The sequence below is a fragment of the Metapseudomonas resinovorans genome, assembly GCF_002003485.1.
GTDB lineage: Bacteria > Pseudomonadota > Gammaproteobacteria > Pseudomonadales > Pseudomonadaceae > Metapseudomonas > Metapseudomonas resinovorans_D.
On sequence record NZ_BDMA01000019.1, the window covers coordinates 1 to 14,483 of the forward strand.

Below are 14,483 nucleotides of genomic sequence, written 5' to 3' on the forward strand. Positions count from 1 at the left end.
GGGTACCTGCCTAAGTCACGCAAGGTGAGTTCGGCGTACGCTTACCTCCAAGGATTTCATTGGAGTGCTCATCGCGAACCAGCAGCGCGATTGCTTCCCGTCCCGGATCACCCGCTCGAGAACGGTTATGCGCCCGCAATGGCCGAAGGATAGCCGCGAGCTCTTCTTCTCCCGGATTTACCGTCATCTCGATACGAGTATTCATTCGCTAGTCCTTTAGACGTTGGGTCTGTGCCTCGCTCCCCAGTAGCAAGCAGGAGCGCCACGCCAAGCCTCCCACAAAGGTTGGCCCGCCGAATAGGTGGCGGGATTTGAACCAATGAACTGACAGCAGGTTTCACACGCGTTGCCTGACCAATGCTCAGCGACCTGCCCCTGACAACATTGCAGTACGGCCGGTCTACATAGGCAACCAGGCGGGGCAGCGACGAATATCCATGAACAGTGGTTCGCTATAGGGCCGGTGCAGCCAGTGTTTTAGTGCCACCTGGTTGCTCCGGCGAAGCTTGCGGTTGTCTACCTTCCGAAAGTTCCGCGGCGGACGCTTGCGCCAACTGAAGAAACTGTCGCTGTGAAAGTGTGCGAGGCGCTGGCGAACAGCAATCGACTTCGGGTCCCAGTCGACCTCGTCAATGTCCCAGAGTGCGTACACATAGTCGTATTGGCAGACTCGGCGACGGTAGGTGCGGGCCATGTCATGACTCCTGACGGATTATCTGGCTGACATGGCGACCTCCTGAAAATGGTGGTGAGAGTACTCAGCTGGCAGATGCATCGGGCATTGCGTTTTTGACTAGTTGTTCTGGTGATTGAGCCTACCGAAGTTGGGAGGTAGTCCAAGCATCGGTCGGGGAAGTCTAGTGGAGCAGGGCTAGTCCATAAGTGGTGTTGCTTTGCATTAGTCAGGTGGCACTTGCTGGCGGAGCGTCTTCGCTCGCGAGGGTTTAGGGGCTTGAAACGGATAGGTGACAGGGTGCGTCGTGCTGGAATTGAAGCGGGAATGACCATTCACCCAGGGCCAAATGCCAGGAGCCTGAGAGCATGGTCTGCGTAGTTGGCAGACAGATAGCCGGTGGCGATGACTTCGCATCCGATGGCCGTTCCGAGCAGTTCCAGGATGCTGGCGTAGTCACCCAGGGTGAGGCTGTGATTGGCCTCGATCACCAGCAAGGCGTGAACGGCATTACCCAGAACCGCAGGCTCCGTCTGGGCCAGCAGAGCGGCAACCGCGGCAGCGGGGGTAGCGCCCCGGCCTACTGACGCATGGCCAAGGCTGGCGCCCGTCGACCAGTTGGCATAGCTGCTCCAGTCGAGTCCGGGAATGCACGGACCTTCTCTGGCCAGGTACAGGCTTGCCCAGAACGAGACCAGATCCTGCCGGCTTCGCCACTGGTAATGGCGGGCGGGAATCTGGAGAACGGGCCCGGGTGGTGCGAAGTGATGGATATGAACGGTGTCCGCTGACTCGGATAGGCGCTCCCAAGGCGTCGTTCCGGATGCCGTGGTGTTCAGCCAATGGAGTTCATCGAATCGCCGCCTTGGCCAATTCTGGTTTAAGCCAAGGGCCGTGAAGTGATGCCGTCCCCAATGGCGCTGGCCTATGGGGTGGGCAACGCCGCAGTGCTTTCGCATGCCGTGCAACACTTGCCTGGCCTCGGTATCCGTTGCAGCGACCAGGGCTATTTCGAAATGGCCCATGGTCAGCTCTCGGTAATCTGGATACTGATGCGCCAAGCCTCGTTTTGCGCTTTCGACGTCTTCGCCCTGGCAATGCAGGTAATAGAGAAAATCGCGAGGTCGCCAGCGGCGGAAGCTCATTCTCAGCGCACCTGCACCGGTGCATTGATGCATTTGTACCCAGGGTACTGGGCTTCCGCCGTTACTCGGGCCATTTCCGAGCTGACGGCCTGGACGGTAATGGTGAAGTTGGCGCGGGGGCCGGCGTTGGGTACAACGCGCTGCAAGAACGCAGAGTAGGTTTTCATCGCTTGGTCTCCTTATCCGGGTGGCAGGAGACAGGATGAAGAGGTTGTGCGACACCCTGTGTCGTAAGGACTACCCCTCTTTGTAGAGCATGGCCACTCGCGTTACCGTCGCGATGATCTGCTCACGCAGTTCGGTAGGTTCAAGTATTTCCAGGTGTTCACCTTGGCTCAACAACCATAGATCGAGTCCTTGGCTCAGGTGCAGGCTGCCGGTCATCAGCCACCAGCCGTTGGCGGTCGGTTCCAGATGTTGATCGCTCGTGAGTGCGTTTTCCTGCAAGCGTTCATGGAGCGTCTGGCTTACGCGCAGCTTCAGCTGGACCGGATTGTCCGTCTTCAGGCTTACCAGACTTTTCTGGGCCGAAACGGAGTTTATGTCGTAGTCCTTTGGGGCCGGGAGCTCTTCGACGGTTGCACGTGCCGCAAGAAAACGGTGCAGGGGAAGTGCGGCAATGCTGCCCTGCGGTAGGCCATTGAAGATGCAGGACAGGTAGATATTGGAGTCCTGGTAGGACAGGCCCAGCGGCTTGAGGTGAAGCTCCTTCGGCTCCTGGGCTCTGCGCTTCACGTATTGGGCTCTAACGGTGCCGCCGTCCAATAGCGCTTGCTGTATGACCTCGAGAACTTCAGGTTTGACCGTGCTTGGCGCAAGGGTCACGAAACGCGTGTTGCTGATGATCTTCCCGGAACAGTCCTGGGCCGGACGAGCGCCCTTCAGCAGGGATTTTGCGTATTCCCGTATGGGGGTGAGCTTCTGTACCTGGGCTTCCATGCCGAAACGGGCGGCGTGATCCATGATCATGACCAGATTCATCGCATCGGTCGGTAGCATGCTCAGGCGCGAGAGTGATTTCTCGGCCCACCACAGCTTGGCCTTACCCTTGCCCTTGGCACGGCTATGCACATGGGGGTACTTGAGCTCGAGTTCCCTCAGGTCCCGCTGGATGGTGCGAATGTCGACATCGATGCCCTGGTTGGTTACGCGTTGGAGAACGGCGGAGCTGTCGAGGGCGTTTTCCTTGTTGGGGAGGAGGCCGAGGATCAAGTCCCGGCGATATAGCTGCTCCACATTGTCATCCTTGCTTGCATGCGACACGAGTTGTCGCAGGGGCTGTTGAAAATCGACTGACATGATCAGCGACGAGACAGCAGCATGGGCAAATCCGCCGACCTGTTCAATCTGATGGAGAATCTTCTGCCGCCGAGTGATCAGCTGGCAGTTGTTGTGCCTGGCGAGCTGCAACGACTCTATTCCGGCATTGGCATGCCATCGCTGCGGATTGCCGAGTTGGGTGGGAAGGGGCGCTTTCTCACTTACCACCAGGCCAAGGCGGCCAACCCGCTTCTGGGACTGGCGGATCCGATCAGGCTTCGCCAGCGCTATGGAGAGCTGCGCGAGCAAGCCATGCAAGGCGATGCAGATGCGCTCAATGACCTGGGCTGGCTGTGGCTCAATGGATCGCGACTGGAATCCGATCCACGGTTGGCCAGGCGCTTGTTCAGGATTGCGGCCGTGCTGGAGTCTCCGGAGGCGCTATTCAATCTTGCCGAGCAAGCTTGCTATGGCAAGGGCGTGACAAGCGATCCGATCCTGGCGATCGATTACTACGAACAGGCGTTCACCTCCGGCATTCCTTGCGCAGCCCAAGCTCTGGGAGCCTTGTATGAAAAAGGGGATGACGGAGTTCCTGCCGATCACGGGAAAGCCATCGCCTGGTACAAGCGGGGTGTTGACGAGCAGGATGCGATGGCCGGATTTCTTCTTGGCCGGCTGGCCCTGGATGAGTCGTCCTCCGAGCATTGTCCTGCCGTGGGCCTTTACTGGCTGCAGTGGGCGGCCATGAGTGGTGAGATGCTGGCGAGTGAGCGGCTCGCAGACTTCTACCGCTCCACTTTCGACGCTCCTCCTGACCCGGAGGGTCGGCTTTACCGTTTCTGGCGAGATGTTGCAATCACCCAAGGAAGCAGCTGGGCAGCAGAGATGTCCGCCCTGGATGGTGAATGCCAATTGGCCACTATTCGATAGTAGGATGCGCGGGCTCATCCATCACTACAGCAGGGAAGCCATATGGACCTTTTCAGAGCGATTCCTTCCGGCCAGATAGAGAAGGCGGGAAAAGGGCTGCGTCGTCAGTCGACTGTACGTGTTCCAAGCAACGTGCCCTACATAGTCGACAACCTGTGGGAATGGCTAAGGCCTGAAAGCATGCCTTCGCGGCGGCACGCGATTTATGCCAGTCCCACGGCAGAACTGGCGCTTGCCAATGCGAGTGCACCTCTGGGTGACGGCGAGCACTACATCGCGTGTCGCGTGGTCGTCGACCCGGGGCACGTACGTATCGCTCAGCTGTCCGTCCGTGATGCCCGGGAGCATCCAGACATCCGCGCTGTCGCCCGGTGGGTTAGCGGCCAGGGGCAGGCATTCGTTGCCTTGGACCCTGCTCAGAAGCAGCGGATCGCTCCACTGTTCATGCCGGGTCTGGGGCGAGACGAATTGGAGGGCCTGCGTGATGCGGACAGCCTGGTTGCGGAGGTTTGCCACCACTTCAAAACGGCTTCGACTTTTTGGGGCGCCGCGGCAACACCGGTAGCCTCATCCGAGGGCGAGCTGTTCTTCGAACTCACCGACTCATCCGTCACCTATCGGCTGGAGCCGATTTAAGGACGCAGCAAAATGCAAGACGTTTTCCAGATTGAACCGCTGACCGAAATCGACCAGACGCAGTCCTATATTCGTGCCTATCCGCACATACTGGCCTCGCTGAGGTCCCGGCAGGTTCTGGACGAACAGGACTTCGTGTGTGGCGCACACATGGTTTATGGATGGATGCCGACCATCCTGGAAATTCATGCCAGCGAATCCCTCGATGTTGCCAATGGCGTGGCGCTACTGAACAAGGCGAGTGCCGAGGGTTGCCTCAGTGCGGGTGAGATCGGGCAGTTGGCCCAGCTGGTGAATCGCTCTGTGGTTGGCGCGTCCAAGCTGCTGCACTTCGTGAATCCGGAAGCTTTTGCGATCTGGGACTCGAGAATCTATCGATTCATCCATCGGCAGGAACCGCATCAATACCGCGTCAACAATGCTGCTGAGTATGGAAAGTACCTGGCGCGGCTCCAGCAGCTTCGGCAGGATGCGCGGTTCCCGGATTTCCATGTTTCGGTCAATCGGAAGATGGGGTATCCGGTTTCTGCTCTACGCGCGCTTGAGGTCGTGATGTTTATCAATGCGCCCCGTACCGGTTCGGCGGCGGTTGCCATGTAGATAGGCATCCAGAGCGACAGCGCCACAGTTTTTCATCCCCATGAAGGGTTGTTACGACGCAGGATGTCGTAGCGGCCCGACAGTATTGTCCCTACGGTGCACACGCAGGAATCCTACCCATGCAGGAGCTTGAACCCGGCCTTATCGTGATCCATGGCAACCACCTGGAGGAGCTGCGCGCCCTGTCGGTGGAGTGGATGAAACGCTACCCGCTGCGGCCGCTGGAGAACGAAGTGCTGCTGGTGCAGAGCAACGGTATCGCCCAGTGGCTCAAGCTGGCGCTGGCCGAGCGGGACGGTTGTGGCATCGCCGCGGCGCTGGATGTGGATCTGCCGGCGCGCTTCCTCTGGCAGGCCTACCGCAGCGTGCTTGGGCGCGACGCCATTCCCGAGCAGTCACCGCTGGACAAGGCGCCGCTGACCTGGCGCCTGATGCGCCTGTTGCCGGGCCTGCTGGCCGATGATGCATTCGCGCCGTTGCGCCGCTTCCTCGCCGACGACAGTGACCTGCGCAAGCGCCACCAACTGGCCGAGCGCCTCGCCGACCTGTTCGATCAGTATCAGGTCTACCGCGCCGACTGGCTGGCGGACTGGGCTGAAGGCCGCGACATCCTGCGTACCTCTCGTGGAGGCGAGCGCGAGTTGGACGACGCTTCGTGTTGGCAGCCGGCCTTGTGGCGCGCGCTGCTGGCCGATGTGGGCGAGGAGCATCTGGCGGAAAGCCGCGCCGGCGTGCACCTGCGCTTCGTCGCTCGCCTGCGGGAGCTGGATGCGCCGCCCCCCGGCCTGCCGCGCCGTATCACCGTGTTCGGCATCTCCTCATTACCGGCCCAGGTACTGGAGGCACTGGCGGCCATGGCCCGTTTCAGCCAGGTGATGCTCTACGTGCACAACCCCTGCCAGCACCACTGGGGCGACATCGTCGAAGACAAGGACCTGCTGCGCCACGAGTACCGCCGCCAGCAGCGCAAGGGCGGCGGCGCCAAGCAGATCGGCCTGTTCGACCAGGAGGAAATGCACCAGCACGCCCAGCCGTTACTGGCCGCCTGGGGCAAGCAGGGCCGCGACTACATCAACCTGCTGGACCAGTACGACGAGCCCCAGCGCTACCGAGAGGAATTCGAGCGCATCGACCTGTTCAGCCCGGCGCCGGAAGATAGCCTGCTGGGCCAGTTGCAGAACGACATCCTCGACCTCCGCCCCCTGAAGGAGACCCGCGACACCTGGACACCGGTGGAGCCTTCGCGGGACCGTACCCTTCGCTTCCACCTCGCCCACAGCGCGCAGCGCGAGGTGGAGGTGCTGCACGACCAGCTGCTGGCCTGCTTCAGCGAAGACCCGACACTGCGCCCGCGCGACGTGATCGTCATGGTGCCGGACGTGAACACCTACGCGCCTCACATCCAGGCGGTGTTCGGCCAGTTCAGCGGCGATGATCCCCGCTTCATCCCCTTTACCCTGGCTGACCAGGGCCTGCGCGGCAAAGACCCGCAGGTGATCGCCCTGGAGCATCTGCTGCAATTGCCGGACAGCCGTTTCAGCGTCAGCGAGGTGCTCGATTTGCTGGACGTGGCCGCCCTGCGCGCGCGCTTCGGTATCTCGGAAGATGAACTGCCCACACTGCGCCGCTGGCTGGAGGGCGCTGGCATCCGCTGGGGTCTGGATGCCCGGCAGCGCGAATCCTTAGGCCTGGGCGAGGGGCTGGAACAGAACACCTGGCGCTTCGGCCTGCGTCGCATGCTGCTGGGCTACGCCGTGGGCGGCGCTGGGGCGTACGCCGGCATCGAGCCCTATGACGAAATCGGTGGCCTCGACGCGGCCCTGATCGGCCCGCTGACCCGTCTGCTGGACGCCCTCGACATCCAGCTGGCACAGCTGCGCGAGCCCGCCGCCCCGGTGGTCTGGGGCGAGCGCCTGCGGGGCCTGCTGGACACCTTCTTCCTGCCCAAGGGCGATCGCGAGGAAGTCCTGCTCACTCAGTTGCTCGACGCCCTCGACGGCTGGCTGGCGCTCTGCGAAGCCGCCAGCCTGCAGGAGCCGCTGCCACTGCCAGTGGTACGGGAGGCCTGGCTCGGTGACCTCGATCAGGGCCGCCTCAGCCAGCGTTTCCTCGCTGGCGCGGTGAACTTCTGCACCCTGATGCCGATGCGCGCCATTCCTTTCCGCCACGTTTGCCTGCTGGGCATGAACGACGGCGACTACCCGCGCAGCCAGACGCCACTGGACTTCGACCTCATGGCCGGCGACTACCGCCCCGGCGACCGCTCTCGCCGCGAGGATGACCGCTACCTGTTGCTGGAAGCGCTGCTGGCGGCGCGCGACCGCCTCTATATCAGCTGGGTGGGCCGCAGCATCCGCGACAACAGCGAGCGGCCGCCGTCGGTGCTGATCGGCCAACTGCGCGACCACCTTGCCACCGCCTGGAGTCTCGCCGGTGGCGGCGACCTGCTCCACGCGCTGACCACCGAACACCCGCTGCAACCCTTCAGCCGCCGTTACTTCGGCGCCGAACCGGAGCTGTTCAGCTATGTCCACGAGTGGGCCCGGCTGCACGGTCAGGCAACGCCGGGTGAAGCCACGGGCAGCCTGCCGGCCTGGGAGGATGGTCTGCAGATCACCCCGGAATTGTTGCAGGGCTTTCTGCGCGACCCGGTGAAGTGCTTCTTCACCCGTCGACTGAAGGTGCATCTGGATGAAGAGGAGCAAGCTGAGCTGGACAGCGAACCCTTTGCCCTCGATGGCCTGGAGCGCTACCAGTTGCAGGACAGCTTGCTGAAATCTGCCGTGCTGGCGGGCGACGGCGACACCCAGCAGGCGCTGCTGGAAGCGGCTGACCGGTTGCAGCGCAGCGGTGTGCTGCCGCTGGCCGGGTTCGGCGAGCAGTACCGTAAAAGCCTGCTGGAGCCGCTGCCGGCGCAGCTGCAACGCTATGAAGGGCTCTGCCTGCAGTGGCCGGATCGGGTGGAGTCGCCGCAGCGACTGAGCTTCAGCGCAGGCGCGGTGCAACTCGACGGCTGGCTCGGTGGCCTGCGGCAGCAAGCCGACGGCCGCCTGGCGCGGCTGGAACTGCTGCCCAGCGCCCTGGCCAAGGAAAAGACCTGGAAGTGGCATCGCCTGCTGCGCCCCTACGTGTTGCATGTGGTGGCGGCGGCGTGCGGCGCGCCCATCACCACGCTGTTGGTGGGCGAGGACCAGAGCCTGGCCTTCGAGCCGCTGGCGGCCGAACATGCCGCAAAGTTGCTCACCACCTGGCTGGAGGCCTGGACCGCCGGTATGCAGGCGCCGCTGCCGGTGGCACTGAAAACTTCCCTGGCCTGGCTGAAAGATGGCAACGACGACAAGGCCTGCGGCGTGTATGAGGGCAGCTACAACATCACCGGCGAGGTAGCCAGTAGCGCCAGCCTCGCCCGGCAGTTCCCGGATTACACCGCTCTGACCGCCGATGGCCAGTTCCCCGCCTGGAGCGAGCGGCTCTACCAGCCGCTACTGGAGAGCCACCCCATTGCCCTCAAGGAGGAGCAGGCATGAGCCAGCCCCAACGCCCCCTTGCCTTGCGGTTCCCGTTGCACGGCAGCCGTCTGATCGAGGCCAGCGCCGGCACCGGCAAGACCTTCACCATTTCTGCGCTCTACCTGCGCCTCATCCTCTGCCATGGGGACGACGCAGCGTTTCGCGAGCCCTTGCTGCCGCCGCAGATTCTGGTGGTGACCTTCACCGATGCCGCCACCCGTGAGCTGCGGGACCGTATCCGTGCCCGGCTGGTGCAGGCGGCGGCAGTGTTCCGTGGGGATGGCGAAACCGACCCCCTGCTGGACGAGCTGCGCGGCGATTTTCCGGAATCCCGCTGGCCCGACTGCGCCCGTCGCCTGGAGCTGGCTGCGCAATGGATGGATGAGGCGGCCGTGTCCACCATCCACGGCTGGTGCCAGCGCATGCTGCGGGAGCACGCCTTCGACAGCGGCAGCCTGTTCAGCCAGACCCTGGAAACCGACCACAGCGAACTGCTGGCCGAAGTGGTGCGCGATTACTGGCGGCAGCATTGCTACCCGCTGCAGGGCGTCGCACTGGAGTGGGCTGTGCGCAGCTGGGGCAAACCGGCCAATCTCGGTGCTCGTTTGCGACCGCTGCTGGGCGAGGACGGTGCAACTAGCTCACAGCCCCTGGGCGAGTTGCTGGAACGGGCCCTGCTGGATCGCGAGCGGGAGCTGGCGGCGCTCAAGGCGCCCTGGCGAGCATGGGCTGATGAGCTGCAAGTCCTGTTGGACAAAGCGGTGGCGGACAAGGCGGTGGACGCCCGCAAGATCCAGGCGCGCTACTACAACCCCTGGCTGGACAAGCTGCGTGAGTGGGCGGAAGGCGACGAGGAGCGACTGGACCTCGGCACCGGCTTCACCCGTCTGACCCCCGAGGGTCTTGCCGAAGCCTGGAAGGGCACACCACCTGCGCACCCGGCGCTGGAGGCAATGGCCAACCTCAAGGCTCAGCTCGACGACTTGCCCGCCGCGGACGAAGCTGCACTGCACCACGCCGCCGCCTGGGTTCGCCAGCGCTTCGATCGGGAGAAACGCCAGCGTGCGGAGATGGGCTTCGACGACATGCTCACGCGTCTCGATGCCGCCCTGCAAAGTGAGAACGGACCGCGTCTGGCCGAGGTGATCCGTCACCAGTTCCCGGTGGCGCTGATCGACGAATTCCAGGACACCGACCCGCTGCAGTACCGCATCTTCGACACCCTCTACGAAGTGGAGGCCAATCGCGACGACTGCGGCCTGTTCATGATCGGTGACCCCAAACAGGCCATCTATTCCTTCCGGGGCGCGGATATCCACACCTACCTGCGGGCGCGCCGCGCCACCGCCGGGCGGCATTACAACCTGGAGAAGAGTTTCCGCTCCAGCCAGAACATGGTGGATGCGGTGAACGACGTCTTCATGCGCGCCGAAAACCGTGATGGTGGGGCAGGGGCCTTCCTGTTCCGCGACGACCTGCCTTTCATCCCGGTGGACGCCCAGGGCCGCAAGGAAACCTGGACCGTGGAAGGCGAGGCCCAGCCAGCCCTCAACCTTTGGCAGCTGACCACCGAGGAGCCGGTGGCCAAGGGCACCTACCTCGCCGCGCTGGCCGCAGGCGCGGCCAGCGAGATCGTCCGCCTGCTGGACCTCGGCCAGCGGCAGCGCGCCGGCTTTAGCAGGGATGGTGCACTGAAACCACTACAGCCCAGCGACATCGCCGTGCTGGTGCGCGATTTCAATGAGGCCCAGGCTATCCGTGGTGAGCTGGCCGCGCGTGGGGTGCGCAGCGTCTACCTGTCGGACAAGGATTCGGTGTTCGCTGCGCAGGAGGCCCGCGACCTGCTGCTGTGGCTGCGCGCTTGCGCCGAGCCGGACCAGGATCGCCCCCTGCGCGCCGCCCTGGCCAGCGCCACCCTTGGGCTCGACCTGAGCGAACTGGAGCAGCTCAACCTCGACGAGCGCATCTGGGAACGCCGCGTCATGCAGTTCCGCGATTACCGTCAGCGCTGGCAGCGTCAGGGCGTGCTGCCGATGCTGCGCCAACTGCTGCAGGACTTCGAACTGCCCCAGCGGCTGATGGGACGCGACGATGGCGAGCGGGTGCTGACCAACCTGCTGCACCTGGCTGAGCTGCTGCAACAAGTCGCTGCCGAACTGGATGGCGAGTTGGCGCTGATCCGCCATCTGGGTGAGTTGCTGGCCGGCGACGGCCAGGCCGCCGAGGAGCAGGTGCTGCGCCTGGAAAGCGATGAGGCCCTGGTGCGGGTAGTGACCATCCACAAATCCAAGGGTCTGGAATACCCGCTGGTGTTCCTGCCATTCATCTGCGCCTTCCGTCCCGTAGACGACAAGAAGCCGTTGCAGGTGCATGACGGCGAGCGCCGCCGGCTGGTGCTCAAGGCCGATGAAGACACCCTGGAAAAGGCCGAGCGCGAGCGTCTGGGCGAGGACCTGCGCCTGCTCTATGTGGCGCTGACCCGCGCCCGTCACGCCTGCTGGCTGGGCGTGGCGGACCTGAAGATCGGCAACGCGAAGAAGTCGCGCCTGCACGAGTCGGCCTTCGGCTACTTGCTGGGTGGTGGCCAGGCTCTGGCCGAGAGTGCGGCGCTTGCCGCCTGGTTGGAGCCGTTCGCGGCGGCGCCGCGCAGCACCGTACTGCCGACCCCTGACGCGACCGAACAGCGTTATGAAGCCCTGGAGGAGGGGCAGTTCGAGCCCCATTGGCGCACCCCCGAGCGACGCGCTGCCGAGCATTGGTGGATCGCCTCCTACAGTGCCCTGCGCCTGGACGAGGGCTCGCTGTCGACGCCGAGCCGGCACGACGACGCGGCGCCGGACAGCGCGGCCATGCAGAACTCCAGCGATGACGAGATCCCAGGGTTGGCGCAGGCGCCGCTACCGGCGTCCGCCCAGGGGCTGCACCGTTTCCCCCGTGGTCCCAACCCCGGCACCTTCCTCCACGGCCTGCTGGAAATGGCCGCCGAGGAAGGCTTCGCTCAGCTCGCCGCCGACCCGGAGGCGCTGCGTGACGCCGTGGCGCGACGCTGCCGTCGTCGCGGCCTGGAAGCGTGGATCGACCCGCTTCACCAATGGCTGCAAGCGCTGCTGGTGCAGCCACTGAACCTCGGCGAAGGCCGCGCGGTGAGTCTGACAGAGCTGACGCAGTACCAGCCGGAGCTGGAGTTCTGGTTCGAGGCCAGCCGCGTTGACGTGCTGCGCCTCGACGAATTGGTGCAGCGCCATGAGCTGCCGGGCGTCGCTCGCCAGCTGCTGCGGGCCGACACCCTGAATGGCATGTTCAAGGGCTTTATCGACCTGGTGTTCGAGCATGACGGGCGCTACTACGTGGCCGACTACAAGTCGAATTGGCTAGGCACGGATGACGCCGCCTACACCCGCGAGGCGATGGCCGCGACCATGGCCAGCCATCGCTACGACCTGCAGTACGTCCTCTATGTACTGGCCCTGCATCGGCAGTTGCGCCTGCGTCTGCCGGACTACGACTACGACCGTCATCTGGGTGGGGCGCTCTACCTGTTCCTTCGTGTGCCCGGACCGGGCGTGTACCTGGCGCGTCCGTCGCGCGAGCTGATCGAACAGCTGGATGCCCTTTTCCTGGGCGAGCCTGAGGAGGCCGTTGCATGAGCCCCACACTGTCCCCGGCGCTGAGCGACCGCGCCGAACTTTTCGTCCTGCTGGAAGCCTGGAGCGAACGTGGCTGGCTGCGTGAGCTGGACCGTGCCCTGGCGCGGTTCCTCGCGGAGCTGGATCCGGCGGCGTCGCCGTTGCTGATCCTCGGGGCTGCCCTGGCCAGCCACCAACTGGGGCAGGGCCATGTCTGCCTGGACCTGGCCGCTACCCTGGCCAACCCGGATTTCACCTTGTCCCTGCCGCCGGAGGGGGAGGACGCGGAACTGGCGACGCTGCTGCCGTCCCAGGTGCTGGCCGGGTTGACCCCGGAACACTGGTTGGCGGCGTGCGCCGGCAGTTCGCTGCTGGAAGCCGACGGCGCGCCCCTGGTTCTGAGCGGTCCCTGTCTTTATCTGCGCCGCTATTGGGATTACGAGTGCCGGGTGGCGAGCAACATCGGCGAGCGTCTGCGCGCGACGTCCGGTGCGCCGGCAGACCTTTCCGTACGCCTGGCCACGCTCTTCCCCGAACCCTTCGTGCTGGATGGTGAGCGCCTCACCGACTGGCAGAAACTGGCCTGCGCCTTGGCGGCCCAGGGCCGTTTCACCTTGATCACCGGCGGCCCCGGCACCGGCAAGACGACCACGGTGGTGCGTTTGCTGGCGCTGCTACAGGAGGCCGCGATGGCGGCGGGCGCACCGCTGCGCCTGAGTCTGGCGGCCCCGACCGGCAAGGCGGCGGCGCGCCTCACCGAGTCCATCGGCAAACAGGTGGCATCACTACCGGTGACGGACGCGGTACGTGAGCAGATTCCCAGCGCCGTCACCACGCTACATCGCCTGCTGGGCAGCCGTCCGGACAGTCGTCACTTCCGCCATGACGCCGGCAACCCGTTGCCGCTGGATGTGCTGGTGGTGGACGAGGCATCGATGATCGATCTGGAAATGATGGCGAACCTGCTGGATGCACTGCCGGCCCATGCGCGGCTGATCCTGCTGGGCGACAAGGACCAGCTCGCCTCGGTGGAGGCAGGCGCCGTGCTCGGGGATCTCTGCCGGGAAGCGGAGGCAGGTGGATACAGCCCCAGTACCCGCGCCTGGCTGGAGGCCCATACCGGCGAGCGGGTGGAGGACCCGGCGCTGGTGCCGGGCGAGCAGGCGCTGGCCCAGCACATCGTCATGCTGCGTTACTCGAGGCGCTTCGGCAGCGGTTCCGGCATCGGTCGCCTGGCCCGTGCGGTGAACGTCGGGGATGCCCAGACCGCACGCAGCACCCTGGCGGCCGGCAGCGGCGACCTGCATGTGCTGCGTCTGTCCGGTGAACAGGACCGTGCCTTGGAGCGCCTGCTGCTGGACGGCCTGGCCGGTGGTGAACGCAGGCCGCAAGGCTACGCCCATTACCTGGAGGTGATGCGGCAGGAACGCCCCGAGCCGGGTGCCGAGTCTGCCGCATGGGATACCTGGGCAGGCAAGGTGCTGAAGGCCTTCGACCAGTTCCAGCTGCTCTGCGCGGTTCGCAAGGGGCCGTGGGGCGTCGAGGGGCTGAACGAACGCATTGCCCAGGCGCTTCAGCGTCGTGGCGTGCTGGAACAGGATCATGGCTGGTACGAGGGACGCCCGGTGCTGGTGACCCGCAACGATTACAGCCTGGGTCTGATGAACGGCGACATCGGCATCGCCCTGCGCCTGCCGGAATCGCCCGAGCTTCCCGGTGCCCCGCCGAGGCAGGTGCTGCGCGTGGTGTTCCCTCGCAACGACGGCAGCGGCGCCTTGCGCCATATCCTGCCGAGCCGGCTGGGAGCGGTGGAAACGGTGTTCGCCATGACCGTGCACAAATCCCAGGGCTCCGAATTCGCCCACTGCGCGCTGATCCTGCCGGATACCCTCAACCCGGTACTGACCAAGGAGCTGGTCTACACCGGCATCACCCGCGCGCGGGACTGGTTCAGCCTGATCGAGAGCCATGCAGGCATCTTCGAGCAGGCCGTACAGCGCCGCGTTGAACGGCGCAGTGGATTGGGGGAATCGCTGCTGAGTGATCGCTAGTCCATAGAGCGGCAGCGGCGAAGGGTGCGACATAGCTTGTCGCACCCGTC

At 64.4% G+C, this 14,483-nt stretch carries 10 protein-coding genes; 6 read left to right on the forward strand and 4 right to left on the reverse strand.

Annotated elements, in window-relative coordinates:
- Window positions 1-400: 400 nt before the first annotated feature.
- From MnOB_RS05370 to MnOB_RS05380, 4 genes are all read right to left on the reverse strand, one after another.
- A complete protein-coding gene (locus tag MnOB_RS05370) occupies window positions 401-694 on the reverse strand; it encodes a hypothetical protein (RefSeq protein ID WP_077522785.1) in 294 nt (97 codons plus the stop codon).
- Between the two features lie 314 nt (window positions 695-1,008).
- Entirely contained in the window at window positions 1,009-1,818 is an 810-nt protein-coding gene (locus MnOB_RS05375; RefSeq protein WP_077522787.1) for a hypothetical protein, read from the reverse strand.
- A gap of 2 nt (window positions 1,819-1,820) precedes the next feature.
- Window positions 1,821-1,985, reverse strand: coding sequence for a hypothetical protein (locus MnOB_RS28995; RefSeq protein WP_199824477.1), 165 nt, complete (start codon window positions 1,983-1,985; stop codon window positions 1,821-1,823).
- A gap of 70 nt (window positions 1,986-2,055) precedes the next feature.
- Window positions 2,056-3,117 (reverse strand): helix-turn-helix transcriptional regulator, encoded by a 1,062-nt coding sequence (locus MnOB_RS05380; RefSeq protein WP_199824479.1) that lies wholly within the window; start codon window positions 3,115-3,117, stop codon window positions 2,056-2,058.
- A 21-nt stretch (window positions 3,118-3,138) separates the two neighbouring features.
- On the opposite strand from MnOB_RS05380, the gene MnOB_RS05385 reads away from it, so the two are divergent.
- The 6 genes from MnOB_RS05385 (at window position 3,139) to recD (ending at window position 14,433) form a co-directional block, all read left to right on the forward strand.
- On the forward strand, window positions 3,139-4,011 hold the full coding sequence (locus MnOB_RS05385; RefSeq protein WP_077522791.1) for a tetratricopeptide repeat protein: 873 nt from the start codon (window positions 3,139-3,141) through the stop codon (window positions 4,009-4,011).
- A 42-nt stretch (window positions 4,012-4,053) separates the two neighbouring features.
- A complete protein-coding gene (locus MnOB_RS05390; RefSeq protein WP_077522793.1) occupies window positions 4,054-4,647 on the forward strand; it encodes a hypothetical protein in 594 nt (197 codons plus the stop codon).
- 12 nt (window positions 4,648-4,659) lie between these two features.
- Window positions 4,660-5,247, forward strand: a complete 588-nt coding sequence (locus MnOB_RS05395) for a hypothetical protein (protein ID WP_077522795.1) — start codon at window positions 4,660-4,662, stop codon at window positions 5,245-5,247.
- 119 nt (window positions 5,248-5,366) lie between these two features.
- On the forward strand, window positions 5,367-8,774 hold the full coding sequence (recC, locus tag MnOB_RS05400; RefSeq protein ID WP_077522797.1) for an exodeoxyribonuclease V subunit gamma: 3,408 nt from the start codon (window positions 5,367-5,369) through the stop codon (window positions 8,772-8,774).
- Complete coding sequence (gene recB / locus MnOB_RS05405) at window positions 8,771-12,403, forward strand: exodeoxyribonuclease V subunit beta (RefSeq protein WP_077522799.1); 3,633 nt, start codon at window positions 8,771-8,773, stop codon at window positions 12,401-12,403. The genes recC and recB overlap by 4 nt, the downstream gene beginning before the upstream one ends.
- Window positions 12,400-14,433 carry an exodeoxyribonuclease V subunit alpha gene (gene recD / locus MnOB_RS05410; protein WP_077522801.1) on the forward strand — a complete coding sequence of 678 codons (2,034 nt, stop codon included), beginning with the start codon at window positions 12,400-12,402 and terminating at the stop codon, window positions 14,431-14,433. The genes recB and recD overlap by 4 nt, the downstream gene beginning before the upstream one ends.
- Window positions 14,434-14,483: the final 50 nt, after the last annotated feature.

Bases quoted from the DNA above. Each gene is read 5' to 3' on its own strand.
- MnOB_RS05370 (WP_077522785.1), bottom strand. From the start codon at position 694: ATGGCCCGCACCTACCGTCGCCGAGTCTGCCAATACGACTATGTGTAC.
- MnOB_RS05375 (WP_077522787.1), bottom strand. From the start codon at position 1,818: ATGAGCTTCCGCCGCTGGCGACCTCGCGATTTTCTCTATTACCTGCAT.
- MnOB_RS28995 (WP_199824477.1), bottom strand. From the start codon at position 1,985: ATGAAAACCTACTCTGCGTTCTTGCAGCGCGTTGTACCCAACGCCGGC.
- MnOB_RS05380 (WP_199824479.1), bottom strand. From the start codon at position 3,117: ATGTCAGTCGATTTTCAACAGCCCCTGCGACAACTCGTGTCGCATGCA.
- MnOB_RS05385 (WP_077522791.1), top strand. From the start codon at position 3,139: ATGGGCAAATCCGCCGACCTGTTCAATCTGATGGAGAATCTTCTGCCG.
- MnOB_RS05390 (WP_077522793.1), top strand. From the start codon at position 4,054: ATGGACCTTTTCAGAGCGATTCCTTCCGGCCAGATAGAGAAGGCGGGA.
- MnOB_RS05395 (WP_077522795.1), top strand. From the start codon at position 4,660: ATGCAAGACGTTTTCCAGATTGAACCGCTGACCGAAATCGACCAGACG.
- recC (WP_077522797.1), top strand. From the start codon at position 5,367: ATGCAGGAGCTTGAACCCGGCCTTATCGTGATCCATGGCAACCACCTG.
- recB (WP_077522799.1), top strand. From the start codon at position 8,771: ATGAGCCAGCCCCAACGCCCCCTTGCCTTGCGGTTCCCGTTGCACGGC.
- recD (WP_077522801.1), top strand. From the start codon at position 12,400: ATGAGCCCCACACTGTCCCCGGCGCTGAGCGACCGCGCCGAACTTTTC.